Below are 19,379 nucleotides of genomic sequence, written 5' to 3' on the forward strand. Positions count from 1 at the left end.
ATGCGGACCCGAGGAGACGCCGCTTCATGTTGACGAAGAAAGCGAAATACGGATTGAAGGCGATGGTCTATCTGGCCGGTTTCGAGCCGGGGCGGACCTCGCTCGTCACCGATATCGCCGCGGCGAATCAGATCCCCAAGAAGTTTCTCGACGCCATTCTCGGCGAGCTGCGCAACGCCGGCTTCGTCCATTCCAAGAAGGGCAAGGGCGGCGGCTACACGCTGGCCCGTTCTGCGCAGGAGATACGCGTCGGCGCCGTCATAAGAGTGCTGGACGGACCGCTCGCGCCGATCCAATGCGCCAGCCGCACCGTCTATCGCCGCTGCGACGATTGCGAGGACGAGGTCCATTGCACGGTGCGGCTCCTGATGCTCGAGGCGCGCGACGCCATCGCCAGCGTGCTCGACAATTGCACGCTCGCGCAGATGCGGGCGCTCGGCGAGGACGGCCCGGCCGGCGCGCTCGTGTCCGAACTCGAGCGAAACTGACGGCGCTCGCGCGGAATCGGGGGAGGGCGTCCGGTCGCCATGGACATGGACGCGGCGCGAACCTATAAAGCGCACGGCCGAGCTCTTGCAGCGCGGCGCGAGCGAAAGCGTTCGGCGAGAGGAGCCGGCCCGTCCGAACGCCTTCTTTGGAATTTTGGCGTCTTTTCAATATGCGGGGCGCCCGCGGCGGACCGGCGGCCGTCGTCGAGACCCCGCGAGAGGCCGGCGCGACGCCGGAAGGTCGATGGCCGAAGCTGCTGAGCTCCACGCAGAGACGAATTCGCAACAAGGCGCGGCGACCGCCGCCCTGCGCCAGACGATGGTCGAGCGGCAGTTGCGCACATTCGATGTGACGGATCTGCCGCTGCTGCGGCGCTTCCTCGCCGTGCCGCGCGAGATTTTCCTGCCGCACGATCTCGCCCCGCTCGCCTATTCCGATCTCGCGCTGACCCTCAAGGACGAGCACGGCCGCCTCGCGCGCGCGCTGTTGCCGCCGCTGGTGCTCGCGCGTCTGCTCCAGGACGCCGAGATTCGCGAGACCGATCGCGTGCTCGATATCGCCGGCGGCACTTTCTACTCCTCGGCGCTGCTCGCGCCGCTGGCGCGCGAGATCGTCGCCCTCGAGGACGACGCCCGCCTCGCCGCGACGGCGCGCGCCTATCTGCAATTCTTCGGCGTCGGGAATGTCCGCGTCGAGACCGGCCCGCTCGCCGCTGGCGTTCCCTCGGCTGCGCCCTTCGACGTCATCCTCGTGCAAGGCGCGGTGGAGGCCGGTCTCGAGCGTCTTTTCGAGCAGCTCGCCCCCGAAGGCCGTCTTCTCGCCATCGCCAAGGCGGAGCCGGACGCCGGCTGGGCCGTCACCCGTTACGATCGCTCCGGCGGCGCTCCGGCCGGCGCGCGCGCTTTGTTCGACGCCTCTGCGCCCGTTCTCGAAGGCTTCGAGAAGGCGCCCGGCTTCGTATTCTGACGGCGGCGATTTCCCAAGTCGACGATATCCAAGTCTTCGATCTTCTGGCTCGGATTCCCTGTTTCGAGCGTCGTGTTCCGTGAGTAGGCCGTAGGGCTCGTCGAGCGCCGAGCGCGCCGTGTCGCAGAGCGGGTCTTTGTGGAATGCGTATCGTCGAATTGCGTCCGTCGTTCTGGCTCGGGCTGTGGCTTTTGGTCATGGGCCTCGCTCATTCGTCGTCGGCCGCGGCGGAGACTCTGAAAGAGGCGCTGGCGCGCGCCTATCACGGCAATCCCGACATGAATCAGCAGCGCGCCAATGTGCGCGTCAGGGATGAGGAGGCGCCCAAGGCCGCCGCCGGAATGCGTCCCAAGGCGAGCATTTCGGCGAGCGCCGGGCCGCAGAACTCCAACATCAAGATCCCGGCGGGCCGCAGCCAGCTGACCGGCCAGCGCACCTATATGTATGACGAATATGTCGGCTATCCGCGCGGCGCGACATTGAGCCTCTCGCAGACGCTCTATGACGGCGGCCGCACCGGCAATTCCGTGCGGCAGGCCGAATCGGGCGTCTACGCCGCGCGCGAGGCGATGCGCCTCACCGAACAGGCGACGCTGCAGAATGGCGCCGCCGCTTATATGAATGTGCTGCGCGACACGGCGGTGCTCGATCTGCGCAAGAACAATGTCGCCGTGCTGGAGCAGCAGCTTCTGCGCACGCGCGACCGATTCGCAGTGGGCGAGGTGACGCGCACCGATGTCGCGCAGGCCGAATCGACGCTCGCCCAGGCGCGTACGGAACTCTATGGCGCGCAAGGCCAATTGAAGACCAGCGTCGCCAATTATCGCCAGATCATCGGCGTCGAGGCGAAAAATCTGCAGCCGGCGCAATCGGTCGAGGCGCTGCTGCCGAAGTCCCTCGATCAGGCGATCACAGTCGCCATCGTCGAGCATCCGGGCGTGGTCGCCGCGCAGCATCAGGTCGATGTCGCCGCTTCCGCGGTGAAGGTGGCGGAAGGCGCGCTGGCGCCGACGCTCTCCGTCGCCGCGCAGCTCTCGCAGCAATATGATTCCTTTCTCGGATCGCCGGCGACGCGGCAATTCTCCGCCGGCGCGAGCGGACGGCTCGACGTGCCGATCTATCAGGGCGGCGCCGAATACGCCTCTATCCGCCAAGCCAAGGAGCAATTGGGCCAGGCGCGCTTCAACGCCGATCTGCAGCGCGACAGCGTGCGCGCCAGCGTCGTCTCCAGCTATGCGCAGCTCGACACGGCGCGCGCTTCGATTCTCTCCGGCCAAGCCGCTGTCAAAGCGGCGGAAATCGCTCTGCGCGGCGTGCGCGAGGAGGCGCAGGTCGGCCAGCGCACGACGCTCGACGTGCTCAATGCGCAATATGCGCTGCTCAATGCGCGCGTCGCTCTGATCATCGCGCAGCGCGACCGCGTCGTCGCTTCTTACGCTGCGCTCGGCGCGATCGGCCGATTGTCGGCCGCGAATCTGAAGCTCGATGTCGTCGCCTATGATCCGACGGCGCATTTCGAGCAAGTGAGAGGCATGTGGCTCGGCCTCGACGCGTCCGCTGCGCATTGAGCGGCGCGCCGCGCGGCGCCGATCGTTAAAAATTCGTGTGAAAACTCCCGTACGCACAACCCCCGCGGTTTCACCCAAAGGGGGAATCGTCCGATGATGCGAATCGACGCTCGCAAAGAGCGGAGAGGAGAGCGAGCGGCGACGATATTGCGAAAGCCGTCGCTGCGAGACGGGAAGCAGCACATCTCATGAGCGCAGTGAACGCTTCGATCACCGCGCCGGCGCTCGACGCCGAGCGCAGGTCGCACGAGCCGTCGATGGAGGAAATCCTCGCATCGATCCGGCGCATTATCGCCGATGACGACGCTTTGCCGGCCGCGAGGCGCGAGCGCGACAAGGAGAAGCGTCCGGCCGAGCCGCAGCAGCGCGAAGAGACGCCGCCTGCGCCCGCCGCGCGCGCGCCTGTGGCCGCGCGTCCGGCCGCGCCTTCGCCGGTCGCCGCCGCTCCCGCTCCCATCCCGGCGGTGGAGCCGGCGAAGCCCGCCGATTTCTGGCTGCGGCCGAGCGCTGCTCCCGAGCCGGAGGCGTCCGCGCCCGAATCCGCGGATCAGAGCCGCTGGTCGGAAGATACGGCCGAGGAAGCGGTGGACGAAACGCTCGACGAATCTCTCGCGGCGGCCGAGGAGCCCTATGTCCAGGATATGGACGAGGAGTGCGCCGAGGACGAGCCCATGACGGCGAGCATCGAGCCGAGCCCGGCCGAGCCGGCCAATGACAGCGAGCCGACGCCGCTCGTCTCGACCGACGCGGCCATGTCCATCGGCGCGCATTTCCAGGCGCTGGCGGCGAGCATCGTCATCAGCGAGGCCGATCTCATCGAGCGCTATGCGCAGGACATGCTGCGGCCGATGCTGAAGCAATGGCTCGACGACAATCTGCCGCATCTCGTCGAGCGCCTCGTGCGCGCGGAGATCGAGCGGGTCGCGCGCGGGCGGCGCTGACAGCCCGATTCGGCGAGACCCAGGCCGTTAACGGCGCTTATACAATGTTCGCGCAAAGTGGCGGCATGTTCGCTCGTCATGTTCTGCGCTCCTTTGTGATCCCCCTGCTGCTCTACGGAGCGGCGGGGCTCGTGGCGAGCTATTTCGTCTGGCACGGCGTCAACGGTCAGCGCGGACTCAAGGCCGGCGTCGAATATGAGCAGCGCATCGCCGAATTGCGCGGCGAGCTCGCCGGGCTGAAGGCCGAGCGCGCGCAATGGGAGCGTAAGCTCGCGCTGGTGCGCGGCGACGTCGTCGACGCCGATATTCTGGACGAGGAGGCGCGTCTGGTGCTCGGCCGCGCGCATCGCAACGACATCGTGATTCTCACGCCGCCTGCGCCGTCCACGCGCCGCTGAGGACAGCGCCGCGAGACGGCTCGTTTTCGGCGCGTGCTCGAGCTATTCTGCCGGAGGCGGAGCCCTTGCCGCGATGCGGGAGGGACGAGGGCTCGCTCTTCGCCTCACGCGCTCCCAGATAGTGTCGAACGACCACGAGGACGGGCGGACATGCCGGCAGCGGATAAGAATGCGAAACTCGCCGATGTCGCCGGCGCGGCCGAAGGCGCGCAGGCCGAGGGCGGCATCTTGGCCTTCACGCGCGAGCAGGAGCTTTCCGCCTATCGGGCCATGCTGCTGATCCGCCGCTTCGAGGAGAAGGCCGGCCAGATGTATGGCATGGGTCTCGTCGGCGGCTTCTGCCATCTCTACATCGGCCAGGAGGCGGTGGTCGTCGGCGCGCGAATGTCGGCGAAATCCACAGATCAATTCATCACCGGCTATCGCGACCACGGCCATATGCTCGCTTGCGGCATGGAGCCGAGGCGGGTGATGGCGGAGCTCACCGGGCGGCGGGGCGGCTATTCCAAGGGGAAGGGCGGCTCGATGCACATGTTCTCGCGCGAGAAGAATTTTTATGGCGGCCATGGCATCGTCGGCGCGCCGGCCCCGCTCGGCGTCGGCCTCGCTTTCGCCGATCTCTATCGCGGCGACGGCTCCGTCTCGCTGACCTTTTTCGGCGACGGCGCCGCCAATCAAGGCCAGGTCTATGAGAGCTTCAATATGGCGGAGCTCTGGAAGCTGCCCATCGTCTTCATCGTCGAGAACAACCGCTACGCCATGGGGACATCGGTGGAGCGCTCCTCGGCGCAGTCGAATTTTTCGATGCGCGGCACGGCCTTCAACATTCCCGGCCGGCAGATCGACGGCATGGATGTGCGCGCCGTCGCCGCCGCCGCGCGCGAGGCGCTCGATTGGTGCCGCGCCGGCAAGGGGCCTTTCCTCATCGAGGCGCAGACCTATCGCTATCGCGGCCATTCCATGTCCGATCCGGCCAAATATCGCTCGAAGGAAGAAGTGCAGCGGGTGCGCGAGGAGCACGATCCGATCGAGCAGGTGCGCGCCCGTCTGCTGGCCGGCGGAGCGAGCGAGGACGAGCTGAAGCAGATCGACGCCGCCGTGCGCCGTATCGTCTCCGAGGCGGCGGATTTCGCGACCAATGATCCAGAGCCCGATCCGAGCGAATTGTGGACGGATGTGGTTCTATGAGGGAAAGGCGGGCTCATCGTGCTCTTCTCCTTCTCCCGCTTGCGGGAGAAGGTGGCCCTCGCGTTAGCGAGGGTCGGATGAGGGCCCGCTGTTCTTCTGCTCCTTCGAGAGTTACGGCCCGGGGCGGTTGCCGCGGCGATAGCCCTCATCCGACCCGGCTTCGCCGGGCCACCTTCTCCCACAAGTGGGAGAAGGGAGCGCGCGCCCTCTTTATTGTGCGGATAAATCCATGACCGTGAATGTCCTCATGCCCGCGCTGTCGCCCACGATGGAGCAGGGCAAGCTCGCCAAATGGCTCAAGAACGAAGGCGACAAGGTCAAGGCCGGCGATGTCATCGCCGAGATCGAGACCGATAAGGCGACGATGGAGGTGGAGGCCGTGGACGAGGGCGTGCTCGCCCGCATCCTCGTGCCGGGCGGCGCCGAGAATGTCGCCGTCAACACGCCCATCGCCGTCATCGCCGAGGAGGGCGAGGAGATCGGCCCCACGGAGGCTCCGCCTTCGACGCCGGCCGCCGCCCCCACCGAGAACGTCGCGCCTGCGCCCGCCAAGGCGCCGGATATTCCGGCCTCCGCTCCGCAGGAGGCGGCCGTCGTCGCCGCCGTTCCCGCTGCGCCGGCCGCGACTGCGGCCGAGCCCGCCGCTCCCTCGCCCGCCGTCGCCGTCCCCGAAATTCCCGCCGATACGACGCTGATCCCCATGACCATGCGCGAAGCTCTGCGCGACGCCATGGCGGAGGAGATGCGCCGTGACCAAAATGTCTTCGTCATCGGCGAGGAGGTCGCCGAATATCAGGGGGCCTATAAGGTCACGCAGGGCCTGCTGCAGGAATTCGGCCCGCGCCGTGTCGTCGATACGCCGATCACCGAATATGGCTTCGCCGGCCTCGCCGTCGGCGCCGCCTTCGCCGGGCTGCGGCCGATCTGCGAGTTCATGACCTTCAATTTCGCCATGCAGGCGATCGACCACATCGTCAATTCCGCGGCCAAGACGCTCTATATGTCCGGCGGGCAGATCAATTGCCCCATCGTCTTTCGCGGACCCAATGGCGCCGCCGCCCGCGTCGCCGCGCAGCACAGCCAGGATTATGCGGCCTGGTTCTCGCAAGTGCCGGGGCTGAAGGTGGTCGCACCCTCCAACGCCTCCGACGCCAAGGGGCTTTTGAAGAGCGCCATTCGCGATCCCAATCCCGTCGTCTTCCTGGAGAATGAGATTCTCTACGGCAAGCAATGGGACACGCCCATGCTCGAGGATTTCCTCATCCCGATCGGCAAGGCGCGCATCGCCCGGCCGGGAACGGATGTGACGCTCGTGTCCTTCTCCATCGGCGTCACACATTGTCTTTCGGCCGCCGAGGCGCTGGCCCAGGAGGGGATAGAGGCCGAGGTCGTCGATCTGCGCACGCTGCGGCCGATGGATGTTCCCGCCATCATCGAATCGGTGAAGAAGACCGGCCGTTGCGTCGCGGTGGAGGAGGGCTGGCCGCAATGCGGCATAGGCGCGGAGATCGCCGCCCGCGTGCAGGAGGAGGCGTTCGATTATCTCGACGCGCCGGTGCTGCGCGTCACCGGCAGGGACGTGCCTATGCCCTATGCCGCCAATCTCGAGAAGCTGGCTCTGCCTTCCGTCGCCGATGTGATCGCGGCGGCGAAGGCGGCGCTGTATAGATAATTTGATTACCTGGGGGCGAAATGGCTGACTTACTTCAAGAACTAACTTCGAACTTGCCAAGCGACCCCGGCAGTGCATTCGTCATATTTGCCGAAAGAGTTTTTAGTATATTTGAGGCAGGACGCAGGATTGGCAGCCCGGACGCGGTTCGTATTTATTTATTCTATAAAACATTTGCATCTCGATTCAATCTAGACATCGTTATTGACGACCTCGATAGCGTAACAGACCACAATATAAAAGGTATTTCGAACAATATACTTGGGAATCGCGTAAAATTCGTAAAAGGGTACGTTTCATCTGAAATTAACGAAATGATAGACCAAATTTCTACAAATTTCGACGGGTCCTTTGGTGTTGCTAGGTTGAATGAGCAAGAAAAGCAAAAGATCCGCGATCATCTAGAAAAAATAAGGCGGCTGATTGATGAAAGTGGGCTCCCTGTTAGGAAAAAGAACGCTCTTTTCGAGAGGTTAAACGCGCTTGCCCAGGAGGTTGATCAATATGGCACTCGAACAGATAGATTCTTTGCGTTCATGAGTGATGTTGCGTTCGTGGCAGGGGACATGGCGAAGAAATCAAAGCCACTAATCGATGAAGTGAAAGATATGATAAAAGTGGTTAGCCGATCACGAGCGCGGCAAGAAGGGGTTTCTCTACCTCCAGGAGACGAGCCAATTCTTCTCCCGCCCCCTGAAAATATCTCTGATGAGGTTTAGCTATGGTGCTGCTTGGAGGTGAAATAGGGGGGCGTATTGGCGGAGCTGACGGCCGCATTTTCGCTTCGCCACTGGCGCGGCGGCTCGCCAAGGACAATGGGCTCGATCTCGCCGCGCTGAAGGGTTCCGGCCCGCATGGCCGCATCGTCGAGCGCGACGTGAAATCGGCGCTCGGCTCCGGCGCGCGGCCCGTGGCGACGCCGCCCTCCGCCCCAGCGATCGAGGCGCCGGTCGGAATGTCCGACGCCGTGGTGCGCCAGCTCTTCGCGCTCGGCTCCTTCACCGAGGTTCCGCATGATTCGATGCGCAAGGCGATCGCGCGGCGCATGGTCGAGGCGGTGCGGACGATTCCGCATTTCGCGCTGCAGACCGATTGCGAGATCGACGCGCTGCTGCGCCTGCGCGAGGATTACAACAGCGCCGCGCCCAAGGGCGCCAATGGCGAGCCCGAGTGGAAGGTCTCGGTCAACGACATCATCGTCAAGGCGATGGCGCTGGCGCTCCAGACGGTCCCGGACGCCAATGTCACCTTCACGCAGACGGCGATGCTGAAGCACAAATCTTCCGATGTCGGCGTCGCCGTCTCCATCCCCGGCGGGCTGGTGACGCCCATCGTGCGCAACGCCGAGACCAAGAATTTCCGCGAGATCGCCATCGAGCTGAAGGATTTGGCGCGGCGCGCCCGCGAGCGCAAGTTGAAGCCCAATGAATATGAGGGCGGCGTGACCGCCGTCTCCAATCTCGGAATGTTCGGCGTCAAGAATTTCGCCGCCGTGATCAATCCGCCGCACGCGACGATTCTCGCTGTCGGCGCCGGCGAGGAGCGCATCGTCGCCAGAAATGGCGCGCCCGTCGTCGCGACGATCATGAGCGTCACCCTCTCCGTCGATCATCGCGCGGTCGACGGCGCGCTCGGCGCGACCCTGCTCGCGGAATTCAAGCGGCTGATCGAGCATCCCGCCGCCATGCTCGCATGAGCGGCGGATTCGCCCCCGCGATCTCTCCTCCTCGGTTTGTATAAATACATAATACATAACGCGAATATTTCATGAAGGTCACGTAACCTCGGCGTAATATGCTTTTTTGTTCGAAATTTCCAAAAAATCCCCGACCGAGACGTTTTGCCGTCAGGACGGCGGCAGACTTTTCGGCCTATGATCGTCGTCATACGGTCGGCGACGGCTGCCGAATCACGAAAATTTTGCGCAGAGGAGATTTCGAGATGGACAATGTTTCGCGCGGCGTCCAGGGGGCCTGGCGCGACCTGTCGCATTTTCTTCCGGCTCGGGCGCGGATGCGCCCCACATTGCGACGCAAGGCTCAATCCCTCGTTCACCGAGGCGATCTTTCGCCGGACTGTATCGTCACCTCCATATTCGAGACGGGAGAAGCCGTGATGTGCGTCACGCAATTCGCCGTCGGCGGCGCCCATCAGACCGTCATCGCGCCGCTCGGCCAGCTCGCTTTCGATCGCGCCGGTCCGCTGTCGAAGGAGATCGATCTCCTGCGCGCGCGGCTCTCGCGCGATCCCGCCGCCGTCCGCCGGCCCGCGGAGATTTGTTGACGAATTGTTCATCGACTTGTGCGTCGACACACAGAAACGCGCCGCCCCGTCCCGCAATATCCTCGGCGTTGGAAGCGAGCGATCGAACGCTCGGAAATTTTGGGACGGAGCATTGCGATGAGCGATTTTGCCAAGAAACTGTTCGATTTTCTCAAGACTGCGACCCTGGCGACGGCGATCGGCGCGCCGAGCGCCGCAGCCGGGGTCATCGTCTATCAGCGGCCCGACTCGGCGCTGATGCTTCTCTCCAGAGTGCAGTCGGTCGAGATCGGCGATTTCAAGCTCGCGCTCGGACAAAAGGCTTTCGAGATCAATCCCGATCTCGGCGCGAAAAAGAATTCCACGGACGATTTCGCCGCCCTCGCGCGAAAGCTCGGACCGCGCGAGGTGGAGCGGCTGATCCATCTCCTTCCGCTCGACGCCGCCGGCATGGACAAGCTCGGCGCCGATGCGATCAAATGCGACTACGGCAAAGCCGATGCGCGAACGCGCCTCTTCGCCGTCATCGACAAATCGCTGGAAGAGAAAAAGCTGATCGAGATCACGCGGCGCGACGATCTGATCGATCAAAAGACGCATGAGGTCTATGGCCCTCCGAGCGCTTGCTATCGTGCGGTCGTCACCGCGCTCGGCGCCGATGTGAAGTCGATGATCGTCTCCGAATTGACTCGCTATTTCACCAGTGAGCTGGATGTGGGAGCGCCCCCCGCCGCCGTCGAGCCTGTGAACGCCAAGCCGGTGAGCGAGAGGAGCCGGACGAAATTCGCCCAGCCCCGCCGCGACGCGGTGGAGCGGATCGCCGCCCGCTGATCGCTCGCGAAAATCGTGTTTTCTTCACGCGAAGCAATTCCCACTTCGCTCGAAAACACTTTAAGACAGCGCCCATGAGCGGCGAGGCGGACACGAGGGAAGGGGCGCAGATCGTCGAGATTCTGCTGCCGGTGGCCGTCGATATGGCCTATTTCTATTACGCGCCGCCGGCGCTGCGGCTTTCGCCGGGAGATTGCGTCGAGGTCCCGCTTTCGACGCGCAAATCCTTCGGCGTCGTCTGGTCGGTCGCGCCGGCGGGCGGCGCTGGGCCGGGCAATCTCAAATCCGTGATCGCTAAATATGACCGGCCGCCGCTGGGCGAGACGTTGCGCAGCTTCGTCGATTGGGTGGCGCGCTGGACCTTGGCGCCGCGCGGCATGGCGCTGCGCCTCGCCACCCGCGCGGTGGAGGAGGCGGCGCCGGAGACGCCCCGCGTCGGCTATCGGCTCGCAGGCCCGCCGCCCGAGCGCATGACGGCGGCGCGGGCGCGCGTCATAGAGGCGGCGGAGGGCGGCCTCACTTTCTCCAAGGGCGAGCTCGCCCGCGCGGCGGCCTGCTCCAATGGCGTCGTCGATGCGCTGGTCGACGCGGGCGCGCTCGAGGCCGTCGCTCTGCCGCCGGAGCCCGTCGCCGGCGCGCTGGATCCAGATTTTGCGCGCGCGCCGCTGGAGGCCGAGCAGCTCGCGGGCGCCGAGGCGCTGACGAGCGCGGTGGAGCAGGGCGGCTATCGGCCCTTTCTGCTGGAGGGCGTCACCGGCGCCGGCAAGACGGAGGTCTATTTCGAGGCCGTCGCGGCGGCTCTGCGCGCCGGCGGGCAGGCGCTTGTCCTGATGCCGGAGATCGCGCTCACCGCGCAATTCCTCGAGCGTTTTGCCGCACGCTTCGGGGACAAGCCGGCCGAATGGCATTCCGGCGTCTCCGAGCGCAAGCGCGCGCGGCTGTGGCGTGGCGTCGCCATGGGTGAGGTGAAGGTCGTCGCCGGCGCGCGCTCGGCGCTGTTCCTGCCCTTCTCGAATTTGCGGCTCATCGTCGTCGATGAGGAGCATGAGGCGGCCTATAAGCAGGAGGATGGCGTCGCCTATCACGCCCGCGACATGGCGGTGGTGCGCGCGCGGCTTGAGGGCGCGACCATCGTGCTCGCCTCGGCGACGCCTTCCATCGAATCGCGCGTCAATGCGCAGACCGGCCGCTATGGCTATTTGCGCCTCACCGCTCGCGCCAACGCGAGGCCCATGCCGCGGATAGAGGCGATCGACATGCGCGCCAATGGGCCGGAGCGCGGACGCTGGCTCGCGCCGCGCCTGGTGGCGGAGGCGCAGGAGACGATCGCGCGCGGCGAGCAGGTTCTGTTCTTCCTCAATCGGCGCGGCTATGCGCCGCTCACTTTGTGCCGCAGCTGCGGCCATCGCTTCCGCTGCGAGAATTGCGACGCCTGGCTGGTCGAGCATCGCTTTCGCCGCGCGCTGGTCTGCCATCACTGCGGCCATGTCGAGCGCCGCCCGCACATCTGCCCGGAATGCGAGGCGGAGGATTCGCTCACCGCGTGCGGGCCGGGCGTCGAGCGGCTCGCCGAAGAGGCGGCGATCCTCTTTCCCGACGCCCGCACTCTGGTGCTCTCCTCGGATTTTCCGGGCGGGCAGAAGCGCTTGCGCCGCGAGCTCGCCGAGATCGCGGCCGGCGCTTTCGATATCGTCATCGGCACGCAACTCGTCGCCAAGGGGCATAATTTCCCCTTTCTCACCCTGGTCGGCGTGGTGGACGCCGATAGCGGGCTCGGCAGCGGCGATCCCCGCGCCGCCGAGCGCACCTTTCAGCTGCTGAACCAAGTGACCGGCCGCGCCGGCCGCGGCGACAAGCCGGGCAGCGCGCTGATTCAGAGCTGGCAGGCCGACCATCCGGTCATTCGCGCCATTCTCTCCGGCGAGGCGGAGGCTTTTTACGCGCAGGAGACGCGATTGCGCGAGCGCGCCGGCCTGCCGCCCTTCGGGCGCCTCGCGGCGCTGATCGTCTCGGCCAAGGACGCCGGCGCCGCCGAGACCCATGCGCGTGCTCTGGCGCGGGCGGGGCATTCGCTGCCCTCGACAGATCGCTATCGCGTCGCCCCGGCCGGCGGCCTGCCGGAGGCCGATGAGATCGTGGTGCTCGGCCCGGCCGAGGCGCCAATCTCGCTCATTCGCGGGCGCTATCGTTTCCGCCTGCTGGTGAAGGCGCCCAAAAGCGCCGATCTGCAGGCCTATCTGCGCGCCATGCTGGCGGCCGCGCCCAAGGAGCGCGGCGGCGTGCGCGTGGCGGTGGATGTCGATCCGCAGAGCTTTTGGTGATAGAGGATTTGGATGATGTGTTTCCTCATGTTCCCTTTCCGAGCGACTATGGCGCCTTTGTCGAGGCTGCGCGATTGGGGCGGGAAATTCGGGCGGTCGAAACTTTCGCGCGGCCGCCGGGGCCGAGCTTTCTCGGCCGCGCGGTCGCGCGCATCGAGACCGAGCCGACGGGGACGTTGGAGGCGAGCGACTGGAGCGAGAGCGAGCTTTATCTCTGCGCTGACCGGAGCGGCCGCGTTTCCGGCGTCAGCGCCGAGGTCTGGGCGTTCTCCATCAGCGGATACAGGCTGCTCTATCGCTGGCTCGACGCGCGAAAGGGGCTTCCGGTCGACCACGCGCTGATGCGCGAGCTACGCGATCTTGTGGGAAGAATCGCGGAGCTGATTGATCTTTTCGCGCGCGCCGATAGTTTGCTCGCGAACATATCAGGGGCGACGCTCGACCGCGCGGCGCTCGGACTGGCGGAGGCGGCGGAACATGGCGACGAGTGAGGAGAGCGGCGATCTCTTCCGTCCTGCGTCCGCGCAGGGCGATCTCTTCGCCGATCAGCCAGGGCCAAATACCGGCGTCTTCACCCCCGATCCCGCGCAGGTGCGCGCGCGTCTGCACGCTCTGCTCGCCAAGGTGCGGGCGGCGCAGGCGAAGTCGCCTTGGGGCGATCGCGAAACGCGGATGAATCGCACGATTTTTCCGCAAATGGCGAATTGGCTTCCCGAGGACGAGGCTGAGCAGCTGCGCTGCGCATTTCGCATCGAGCTGGAGCGTCTCGGCCTCGACAAGCTATAGGCTCCTCACGGCCTCAGTATCGACGATAGTCGATCCGACGTTCCCCAATCGGACGCGCGCCCCGTCGCTCACGGCGCGTCGATCTCGCAGACGCGATCGGTGGTCGAGCGGCCGCGGAACTGATGGCTTTGCCGCCGGCGTCGACTATGTGGAACAGGTCTTGATCGGTAAGAAAATACCAGGCGGTCGTCGGCGCGTCGGCGAATTCGTGCGTCGGATCGCCGGCGGTCACGCGGTCGAGCCGCTGGCCCGCCTCGGCGACGAGGGCGCGAATGAGCTTCATATAGCGGGGCGCGGCGGCCTCGGCGGCGGCGATGCGCTCTGCCCGTCGGCGGTCGTCGATGCGATCTCCACGCGATCCTCGTCCGGCTCGAGCGATTCGAACCGGCTTTTCAGCAACCGGAACGTGGCGGGAGCGATGTAGAGACTTCCCGCCGGCTGTTCGTTGCGCCGCGCGATCCGCCGCCAGGCGACATCGTCGGGACAGCTCAGGCGGCAAAGAACCGGCTTGCCGCCGCGCGAGGCGACAAGCTCGCGCACGCGCGTTCGCTCGGCTCGCGACCAGAAACCGAAATCGAGAACGACATTCGTCCCGAGATCGATGCTGCGCGTCCAAAGGTCTTCCATCACCGCGTAGACGCGGCGGGCGCGCTCCTCGAATTCGGCCTCCGGAGGGTCGGCGCCGTAGAGCCGGCTCATCCATTCGTCATGGGTGAAGCGAAGCGCATTTTGCTCCACCTCCAGTCGCTTCGCGAGTGTGGTTTTGCCCGCGCCGAGGAAACCGTGAAGCAGGAAGGCTGTCGGCTTTATCGTCATGCCCTCGTCTCCCGATCGCTGTTTGGGCTCTCGCCTTCACTTCACCTCATATTCCGCATCCACCTCGACGCCGAGCGCGGTGACGAGGCGGTTCGTCTCCGAGGCCATGCCGACGATGGCGAGAAGCTCGTGGAACTCCGCCTCGCTCATGCCCTTGGCGCGGGCGCTCGCCGTGTGGGAGTGGATGCAGTAAGAGCAGCCATGCGCGATGGAGACGGCGATATAGAGCATTTCCTTCATTTTGGGGTCGAGCGCGCCGGGGCCCATCACCGCCTTTATGCTCTCCCATGTGCGCTTCAGCGTGACCGGATCATGCGCGAGGGCGCGCCAGAAATTATTGACGAAATCGCTTTTGCGCGTCGCGCGTATGTCGTCGAAGACCGCGCGGGCTTCGTCGGAGAGCTCGTCGTCGGCGAGCAATGTCACAGTGGCCATGGCGTGTCGCTTTCTCTTTTGGTTGCGCTCAGCCTATCATAGATCGCGCGCGCTTTCCGCATGGCTCAAAAAGGAGAGAGAGATGATCGGCGCAATGCTTCGGGCAAGGACGGCCGCGCTCTTCGCCGCTCTCTCGGGCGCGGCGTCGCCGGCTGCGGCGCAGGGGCGCGTGTGGGACTACAGATTCGACGCAGGTGAGCCGCCGATGGCCTATCTCGGCTATGGCGTTCCCGAAACCGACGATTCGCTCGGCGGCTTTCACTGCGCAGCGCATAGCGGCGCGGTGACGGTCTTTATTTCGGAAACCGACGGCAAGCAGAAGGCCGGCAAGGCCGCGACGGCGATTTTCGCCGCGGGCGAGACGCAGATGAAGATCGCCGGAAAGCTCGCGCCGAATGAGGAGGCGGGCGTTCCGAGCTTCGAGGGGCGGATCGCCGCCGACGATCCGATCTTCGCCGCCATGGCGCGCGGCGAGACGCTCGTCGTGACGGTCGGCGGCTCGAAGCAATCCGCGCCGCTGAAAGGCGCGGGGGCGAAGATCGGCAAGTTCATCGACGCCTGCGGGAAGAAGTGAGAGGGCGAATCAGAAAATCCCCTCGACGCGGCGCAGCGCGGGGGCGGCGAAATCGACGAAGGCGCGCACGACGGGGCGTAGAAAACGCGCCGAAGGATAGACGAGGAAGAATTCGCTCGGCTCGATCTCGTGATCGGGCAGCACGCGCACCAGGGCGCCGCTGCGCAGCTCCTCGGCGACGAGCAGCAATTGCGCCGTGGCGATTCCGCGTCCTTCTCGCAGCGCCGAGACGAGAACCTGCGCGCTATTGGTGACGAGCTTGGGCCGCGCCGGAATATCTTCGGCCGTCTCGCCCTTGCGCAGGCGCAGCGCGCCATTGCGCAGCGAGGCGTCGGTGACGAGAAAGTCATGCGCGGAAAGATCGGCGACATCGCGCAGAGGCGCGCTGCGCGACAGGTAAGAGGGCGAAGCGACGAGAATGCGCCGGCTGAAGCCGATGCGCTTTTGGATGAGCGAATGCTCGCTCGGCCGGCCCATGCGCAGCGCGACGTCTATATTCTCGAAAATGAGGTCGACGGCGCGATTTTCGAGCGAAAGAGACACGCAGACGTGAGGATGCGCGTCCTGAAACGCGGTCACTATGCGGCGCAAATGGACTTCGCCGATGCAGCTCGGCCCGTGCAGGCGCAATTCGCCGGCGATCTCGGCGCCTTCGCCGCGCAGGTTCTCGAGCGCCGCGTCTATGGCTGCGAGCGGGCCGCCGGCGGCCTCATAGAGCGCGAGGCCGCGCGCCGTGGGGCGCAGCGCGCGTGGGCCGCGTTCCAGGAGGCGCGCGCCGACATGCGCCTCGAGATTGCGCAGCAGCTTGCTGACGGCCGGTTGTGAGACGCCGAGATCGGCGGCCGCCGCCGTCATCGAGCCGCGCTCGACGATGCGGAGGAAGGCGCGAAGCGCGGCGGCGAGGTCCATCTATAACCATTGGTTATGATAAGCTTGTCATCCCAGTCGATAGCCGCATGGCGGCCGATCGGCAACTCTCCCGAGCGATGGTTTCGGCTCGGGAGGTGAGGATGACGATCGACAGGCGTGCATTTCTGGCCGCCGCCGGAGCGGCCGCGACGCAGGGGATTTCGGCGCGCGCGCGCGCGGCGGGGCTGCCACCGGCGGGCGCGGAGAGCCGCTTCCTCGAGGTCGACGGGCTGCGGCTGCATTTCGTCACGCTCGGCGCCGGGCCTGCGGTCGTGCTGCTGCATGGATGGCCGCAAACATGGTTCGCCTGGGCCGCGACGATGGAGCGGCTGGCGCGCCGCTTCACCGTCATCGCGCCCGATCTGCGCGGCGTCGGATTATCGGACCGTCCGCCTTCCGGCTATGACAAGCGTCGAATTGCCGAGGATATCGCCGCGCTCATCGATCGCGCCGCGGGCGGGCGGGCGTATGTGGTCGGCCATGACATGGGCGGCAAGGCGGCCTTCATGCTGGCGCTGCTGCATCCCGAGAAAGTGGCTCGGCTCGTCCTGGTCGATTGCCTCGTTCCAGGGACCGAGAATATGGACGCCCGGCGCGGCGGCGCCTGGCATTACGGATTTCACATGGCGCGCGAGATTCCCGAACTGCTGACCAAAGGGCGCGAGCGCGATTATATCGCCGCGCAGATCCGGGCGTGGTCGTTTCGCGAGGATGCGGTGAGCGCGGCGGCGATCGACGAATTCGCGCGTCATTATGCGACGCCGGGCGGCATGACCGCGGGCTTCGAATATTATCGCGCGCTGCCGGAGGATGCGCGATCGGTCGCCGCGCTGGCCGATCGCCGGCTCGATATGCCGGTTCTGGCGATCGCCGGCCGTCATGGCGTCGGCGAGCGGCTCGCCGAGGCGCTGCGGCCGAAGGCGCGCGCGCTCTCCACGATCATCGTGGAGGAGAGCGGCCATTTCGTCGCCGACGAGGCGCCGGAGGTTTTTTGGCGCGAGCTGGAGCGGTTTCTCGGCGCGTGACGCGTCAGGCCTGGCGCACCACCAGCACGGCGTTGATGCCGCCGAAGGCGAAGGAATTGGACATGGCCGCGCGGATCGCGACGCGGCGAGCCTCGTGCGGCACCGGGTCGATCGGACATTTGGGGTCCGGGCCCTTGAAATGGATCGTCGGCGGGGCGAGCTGGGCGCGCAGCGCGTTTATCGTGATGACGAGCTCGAGCGCGCCGGAGGAGCCCAGCGCATGGCCGTGGATCGGCTTGGTCGAGGAGACCGGCAGACGCCCGCCGCGCTCGCCGAAGACGCGCAGAATGGCCTCCGACTCGGTGATGTCATTGGCGTAGGTGCCGGTGCCATGGGCGTTGAGATAGTCGATGTCGTCGGGCGAGAGGCCGGCGCTCTCCAGCGCCTGCCGCATGGCGGCGGAGGGGCCCTCGACATTGGGCCGCAGCGGATCGAAAGCGTCGCTCGACGTGCCATAGCCGGCGAGCTCGCACAAAGGCGCGTGACCGCGCGCCTGGGCGAGCTCCTCGGTCTCCAGCACGAAAATTCCCGCGCCTTCGCCGAGCACGATGCCGTTGCGGCCGGCCGAGAAGGGGCGACAGAAATCCGGCGTCAGCACGCGCAGCGCCTCCCAGGAGCGCAGCGAGCCATTGATGACGGCCGCCTCCGCCCCGCCGACGATGGCGCGATCGGCCGCGCCGCAGCGGATCATCTCGAGGCCGACGCCGATCGCCTGGCTCGCCGAGGAGCAGGCGCTGGCGATGGCGAAAGTGGGCCCATTGCAGGAATAGCGCATTCCGAGCATGGTCGGCGCGGCGCTCGGAATGAGGCGCGGCACGGTCAGCGGATCGGCGCGCTCGCGGGAGTTGTATTCCTTATGGGCCTCGTCATCGATCGTCTTGGAGCCGCCGATGCCGGAGCCGATGACGACCGCCGTGCGCGGCCCGGCGATATCCTTGCGGCCGAAGCCCGCCTGAGCCATGGCCTCGTCGGCGGCGACGATGGCATATTGGGTGAAGGGGTCGCAATAGGGCAGGATCTCGGGCTCGAGATGGGCGAGCGGGTCGAAATCTATTGCTTGCGCGGCGATTTTGATGCGCCCGCCATAGGGGCGCTCGAGCTTCAGAGGACGGACCTGGCATTGGCCGTCGCGGGCCGCTTCCCAGAGCGGCTGCGCGCCGACGCCGGCGGCCGAAACTGCGCCCATGCCCGAGACGACGACGCGTCTCACATCCTGTCTCACCGCTGTGGCCAATGTGGATAGTCGCTCCGCTGCGGCCGCGCCCGGCCTGTTATCCGACAGCTCGGACGATAGCTCTTTTTGCCGTCACCGTCGCCTCGGGCGCAAGCCGGAGGCCGGCATTTTCCCCGCAAAGGCGCGCGGCGCGGCGTCGCACAGGCGCGTAAGTGATAGATTTGCAGGAACTTTTTCGCTGCGTTACGTATGTCTACGCTCCTCGGCCCGCCTGCGTCATTCGAAATCGAGACCCCGAAGGGGCTCACACTCTCCCGCGTAGTGGTCTATCGAGTATCCTTCTCGTGCGGCGGCGGCCGTCTTGACCTTCCCCCTTCGGCTACCTATTCCCTCATCAGCCAGTCGGCTGGATGGCCGCTGTCCTTCGGGATAGAGGAAAGTCCGGGCTCCACGGAGACACGGCGCCGGATAATGTCCGGCGGGGGCGACCCCAGGGAAAGCGCCACAGAAAGCAAACCGCCGCGACCCTCGGGCCCGCGGCAAGGGTGAAAGGGTGCGGTAAGAGCGCACCGCTCGGGCGGCGACGTCCGAGGCATGGCAAGCCCCGCCGGGAGCAAGACCGAATAGGGGCGACTGGAAATAGCGATATTTCCCGGCCCGTCTCCGGGCCGTCGCCCGGGTTGGTCGCTAGAGGTGGCGCGCAAGCGTCGTCCCAGAGGAATGGCCATCGCGCGTGGGCGGGGAAACCAAGCCGCGCCATACAGAACCCGGCTTATAGGCCGACTGGCGATTTTATCGCGTGAGGGGTAGGGAGTAGGGAGCGGGTCGTCTATCCCCCGCTCGGATGCATTATTCATCACCTCCGCCTCCGCCTCCGCCTCCGCCTTGCCTAACGCGCGATGCGCGGCCCGCGCCCGCGTCAACGCTCCCTTAACCCTGACGACGGCTAATAATCGCCAGCGCCGCGCCGCCCGCGCCGCTCCGTCGCCCGTGGTTCTTCATGATATGCGTTGTTGTTCAGAGC

General features: G+C 66.0%; 21 protein-coding genes and 1 other RNA gene. 17 read left to right on the forward strand and 5 right to left on the reverse strand.

Annotation, left to right across the window (positions count from 1 at the left end; all coding sequences use genetic code 11):
• Window positions 1-26: 26 nt before the first annotated feature.
• The 14 genes from FMZ75_RS02980 (at window position 27) to FMZ75_RS03045 (ending at window position 13,422) form a co-directional block, all read left to right on the forward strand.
• Complete coding sequence (locus tag FMZ75_RS02980; protein ID WP_166141252.1) at window positions 27-488, forward strand: Rrf2 family transcriptional regulator; 462 nt, start codon at window positions 27-29, stop codon at window positions 486-488.
• Window positions 489-732: 244 nt separating this feature from the next.
• On the forward strand, window positions 733-1,455 hold the full coding sequence (locus FMZ75_RS02985; RefSeq protein WP_142861966.1) for a protein-L-isoaspartate O-methyltransferase: 723 nt from the start codon (window positions 733-735) through the stop codon (window positions 1,453-1,455).
• A gap of 143 nt (window positions 1,456-1,598) precedes the next feature.
• Window positions 1,599-3,023, forward strand: coding sequence for a TolC family outer membrane protein (locus FMZ75_RS02990; protein ID WP_142861965.1), 1,425 nt, complete (start codon window positions 1,599-1,601; stop codon window positions 3,021-3,023).
• 188 nt (window positions 3,024-3,211) lie between these two features.
• Window positions 3,212-3,964, forward strand: coding sequence for a PopZ family protein (locus tag FMZ75_RS02995; protein ID WP_166141253.1), 753 nt, complete (start codon window positions 3,212-3,214; stop codon window positions 3,962-3,964).
• Between the two features lie 44 nt (window positions 3,965-4,008).
• Window positions 4,009-4,362, forward strand: coding sequence for a septum formation initiator family protein (locus tag FMZ75_RS03000; protein WP_108917752.1), 354 nt, complete (start codon window positions 4,009-4,011; stop codon window positions 4,360-4,362).
• A 150-nt stretch (window positions 4,363-4,512) separates the two neighbouring features.
• Window positions 4,513-5,550: a pyruvate dehydrogenase (acetyl-transferring) E1 component subunit alpha gene (pdhA, locus tag FMZ75_RS03005; RefSeq protein ID WP_166141254.1), complete on the forward strand. Its 1,038-nt coding sequence runs from the start codon at window positions 4,513-4,515 to the stop codon at window positions 5,548-5,550.
• A 229-nt stretch (window positions 5,551-5,779) separates the two neighbouring features.
• Window positions 5,780-7,222 carry a pyruvate dehydrogenase complex E1 component subunit beta gene (locus FMZ75_RS03010; RefSeq protein ID WP_166141255.1) on the forward strand — a complete coding sequence of 481 codons (1,443 nt, stop codon included), beginning with the start codon at window positions 5,780-5,782 and terminating at the stop codon, window positions 7,220-7,222.
• Window positions 7,223-7,242: 20 nt separating this feature from the next.
• Window positions 7,243-7,941, forward strand: coding sequence for a hypothetical protein (locus FMZ75_RS03015; protein WP_142861961.1), 699 nt, complete (start codon window positions 7,243-7,245; stop codon window positions 7,939-7,941).
• A 2-nt stretch (window positions 7,942-7,943) separates the two neighbouring features.
• Window positions 7,944-8,918, forward strand: coding sequence for a 2-oxo acid dehydrogenase subunit E2 (locus FMZ75_RS03020; protein WP_166141256.1), 975 nt, complete (start codon window positions 7,944-7,946; stop codon window positions 8,916-8,918).
• Between the two features lie 245 nt (window positions 8,919-9,163).
• Window positions 9,164-9,505, forward strand: coding sequence for a hypothetical protein (locus FMZ75_RS03025; RefSeq protein ID WP_108917756.1), 342 nt, complete (start codon window positions 9,164-9,166; stop codon window positions 9,503-9,505).
• A 117-nt stretch (window positions 9,506-9,622) separates the two neighbouring features.
• Complete coding sequence (locus FMZ75_RS03030; RefSeq protein ID WP_142861960.1) at window positions 9,623-10,315, forward strand: hypothetical protein; 693 nt, start codon at window positions 9,623-9,625, stop codon at window positions 10,313-10,315.
• A gap of 74 nt (window positions 10,316-10,389) precedes the next feature.
• Entirely contained in the window at window positions 10,390-12,636 is a 2,247-nt protein-coding gene (locus FMZ75_RS03035; RefSeq protein ID WP_166141257.1) for a primosomal protein N', read from the forward strand.
• Window positions 12,633-13,127, forward strand: a complete 495-nt coding sequence (locus FMZ75_RS03040; RefSeq protein WP_166141258.1) for a type ISP restriction/modification enzyme — start codon at window positions 12,633-12,635, stop codon at window positions 13,125-13,127. Before FMZ75_RS03035 ends, FMZ75_RS03040 begins: the two co-directional genes overlap by 4 nt.
• Window positions 13,114-13,422: a hypothetical protein gene (locus FMZ75_RS03045; protein WP_166141259.1), complete on the forward strand. Its 309-nt coding sequence runs from the start codon at window positions 13,114-13,116 to the stop codon at window positions 13,420-13,422. The genes FMZ75_RS03040 and FMZ75_RS03045 overlap by 14 nt, the downstream gene beginning before the upstream one ends.
• A gap of 13 nt (window positions 13,423-13,435) precedes the next feature.
• On the opposite strand, the gene FMZ75_RS03050 is transcribed toward FMZ75_RS03045, so the two are convergent.
• Genes FMZ75_RS03050 through FMZ75_RS03060 form a run of 3 tightly spaced genes read right to left on the reverse strand, consistent with a single transcriptional unit; the run spans window position 13,436 to window position 14,673 of the window.
• Window positions 13,436-13,705, reverse strand: coding sequence for a hypothetical protein (locus FMZ75_RS03050; RefSeq protein WP_166141260.1), 270 nt, complete (start codon window positions 13,703-13,705; stop codon window positions 13,436-13,438).
• Entirely contained in the window at window positions 13,702-14,238 is a 537-nt protein-coding gene (locus FMZ75_RS03055; RefSeq protein ID WP_166141261.1) for an AAA family ATPase, read from the reverse strand. The genes FMZ75_RS03050 and FMZ75_RS03055 overlap by 4 nt, the downstream gene beginning before the upstream one ends.
• A gap of 36 nt (window positions 14,239-14,274) precedes the next feature.
• Complete coding sequence (locus tag FMZ75_RS03060; protein ID WP_166141262.1) at window positions 14,275-14,673, reverse strand: carboxymuconolactone decarboxylase family protein; 399 nt, start codon at window positions 14,671-14,673, stop codon at window positions 14,275-14,277.
• A gap of 82 nt (window positions 14,674-14,755) precedes the next feature.
• On the opposite strand from FMZ75_RS03060, the gene FMZ75_RS03065 reads away from it, so the two are divergent.
• Window positions 14,756-15,247, forward strand: coding sequence for a hypothetical protein (locus FMZ75_RS03065; protein ID WP_246728738.1), 492 nt, complete (start codon window positions 14,756-14,758; stop codon window positions 15,245-15,247).
• Window positions 15,248-15,256: 9 nt separating this feature from the next.
• On the opposite strand, the gene FMZ75_RS03070 is transcribed toward FMZ75_RS03065, so the two are convergent.
• Window positions 15,257-16,156, reverse strand: coding sequence for a LysR family transcriptional regulator (locus FMZ75_RS03070; protein ID WP_166141263.1), 900 nt, complete (start codon window positions 16,154-16,156; stop codon window positions 15,257-15,259).
• Window positions 16,157-16,257: 101 nt separating this feature from the next.
• On the opposite strand from FMZ75_RS03070, the gene FMZ75_RS03075 reads away from it, so the two are divergent.
• On the forward strand, window positions 16,258-17,181 hold the full coding sequence (locus tag FMZ75_RS03075; RefSeq protein ID WP_246728739.1) for an alpha/beta fold hydrolase: 924 nt from the start codon (window positions 16,258-16,260) through the stop codon (window positions 17,179-17,181).
• 4 nt (window positions 17,182-17,185) lie between these two features.
• Here FMZ75_RS03075 and FMZ75_RS03080 read toward each other — a convergent pair whose 3' ends face one another.
• Window positions 17,186-18,415 (reverse strand): beta-ketoacyl synthase, encoded by a 1,230-nt coding sequence (locus tag FMZ75_RS03080; RefSeq protein ID WP_142861952.1) that lies wholly within the window; start codon window positions 18,413-18,415, stop codon window positions 17,186-17,188.
• 338 nt (window positions 18,416-18,753) lie between these two features.
• Between FMZ75_RS03080 and rnpB the strand changes: the two genes are divergently transcribed.
• An RNA gene (rnpB, locus tag FMZ75_RS03085) (RNase P RNA component class A) lies at window positions 18,754-19,146 on the forward strand.
• The last annotated feature ends 233 nt before the right edge of the window (window positions 19,147-19,379 follow it).

The sequence above is a fragment of the Methylosinus sp. RM1 genome (assembly GCF_011378635.1).
GTDB lineage: Bacteria > Pseudomonadota > Alphaproteobacteria > Rhizobiales > Beijerinckiaceae > Methylosinus > Methylosinus sporium.